The following is a 1,755-nucleotide window of genomic DNA, read 5'->3' on the forward strand; positions in this document are numbered from 1 at the left end:
ATTCAAGAAAATGCGGATATTTTTAAATTGATTGTGTCAATTTACAATCAATTTCTATTCAATGTGGTTTTCCGGCAGGTTCTGTAAAATAAGCTCAGATCAAAACAATGACGGGAGGAGCTTATGCAACAGAATATTGAATTTGAGCGGTGCATTGATTTTCTGGTACGGATGCTTGATAAGTACGGCGATGAAGTCCTCCGGGAGTTGGAGGAAGAAAAACAGAATAAAGAAGAAAAAACAGCATAGAATACTTCTGAGCGGGTATGGCTAAGAATGTTTTGGCGTATTGACAGGACATTTAAAATGACGTATACTAAGCTCAGTGATCGTTCTGTAGAAACTTGCGAAGCCTACAGGCGGGGGAGAGCCTGCGGGTCTCTCCCTCTTTTGTTTTAAGGAGAAATGATATGCAGACACCGAAAAAATTCTCTTCTTTTAGTGATCAGGTTTCCTGGATCAGTGACGAAAAGGGAATAAAAATAAACGACAGAGAATATGCAGAAGAGATGTTACGCCAAATAGGATATTTTCCTCTTATGGGAGGATATAAACATCTTTTTAGAATATCGAATACAAAGAAATATAAAGCAGGAACAAGTTTTGAAGAAATAGTCAGTCTGTATAAGTTTGATGCAGAGCTTAGAGAGTTGTTCTTTAAATATTTACTGCAGGTTGAGCGACAGATGCGTTCTTTGATGTCATACTATTTTACTGAAATGTATGGAGCAGAGCAGAAGCAGTACCTGGATGCTAATAATTATAATCATACAAAAAGAAATCATGCAACAATCGTAAAGTTGATAGCGACCTTGAAACGGGCAACAACGACCACAGATTATACATATATCAATTATTATCGCAAGACATATGGTGAAATTCCATTATGGGTTTTGGCGAATGTACTTACGTTTGGAAATTTATCAAAAATGTTCCGAGTATTTCCTCAATCCTTAAAATCAAAAGTATCAAAAAACTTTGAACCTTTGAATCAGCATCAGATGGAGCAGTTTCTATCGGTTCTCACGAAGTATAGAAACGTATGTGCACATGGAGAACGACTGTTCACATACAGAACGGTAGATGCTATTGCGGATACACCGCTTCATAAAAAACTTTCATTGCCACAGAGTGGGAATCAGTATGAAAAAGGAAAACAGGATTTGTTTGCTGTGGTGATTGCTTTTAGATATCTATTACCTGGAAAAGATTTTCTGGAATTTAAAAGAAAGCTTATAAAAGAGATTGACCGAGTAAACAGAGAGGTAGAGCATATAAGCGAAACGGAATTATTGAATAAAATGGGTTTCCCGGAAAACTGGAAAAATATTACCAGATACCATTTAAAGTAAAGAAAAATCCTCTAAGAGATAGTGAAATACCTATTGTCTTAGAGGATTTTTTTTGTATTAATTATAGGATTGACAAAGAAATGAGTCAATAAGAAAATAAGTATTGAAAATAGTTGGAACAAGTACTAAAATAAAGTTGGGACAATAAAACGGAATTATACTGCGAGGAAGATTATGAAGAATAAAAAGATTAAATGCGATATATATACCAGAGTATCCACAACCATGCAGGTGGATGGCTACAGTCTGGATGCTCAGAAAGAAAAACTCAAGAGATATGCAGAATTTCAGAATATGGAAATCGTAAATGAGTATTCCGATGAAGGTAAGTCTGGAAAGAGCGTAGAGGGCAGACCGGAATTTCAGAGAATGTTAGATAATATTGAGAATGGAACAGATGAGG

Annotated in this window: 3 protein-coding genes; all 3 read left to right on the forward strand. The window is 35.8% G+C overall.

Going from position 1 to position 1,755, the window contains the following annotated elements; all coding sequences use genetic code 11:
- The first annotated feature begins 123 nt into the window (after nucleotides 1-123).
- A complete protein-coding gene (locus tag DXA93_RS19000) occupies nucleotides 124-249 on the forward strand; it encodes a hypothetical protein (RefSeq protein WP_256372495.1) in 126 nt (41 codons plus the stop codon).
- A gap of 161 nt (nucleotides 250-410) precedes the next feature.
- Nucleotides 411-1,352, forward strand: a complete 942-nt coding sequence (locus tag DXA93_RS17485; protein ID WP_055265600.1) for an Abi family protein — start codon at nucleotides 411-413, stop codon at nucleotides 1,350-1,352.
- A 174-nt stretch (nucleotides 1,353-1,526) separates the two neighbouring features.
- Nucleotides 1,527-1,755: recombinase family protein (locus tag DXA93_RS17490; protein WP_147399566.1), on the forward strand; the 229-nt coding region annotated here is incomplete at its 3' end.

This window comes from Blautia sp. OF09-25XD (assembly GCF_003482095.1).
Taxonomy (GTDB): Bacteria; Bacillota; Clostridia; order Lachnospirales; family Lachnospiraceae; genus Fusicatenibacter; species Fusicatenibacter saccharivorans.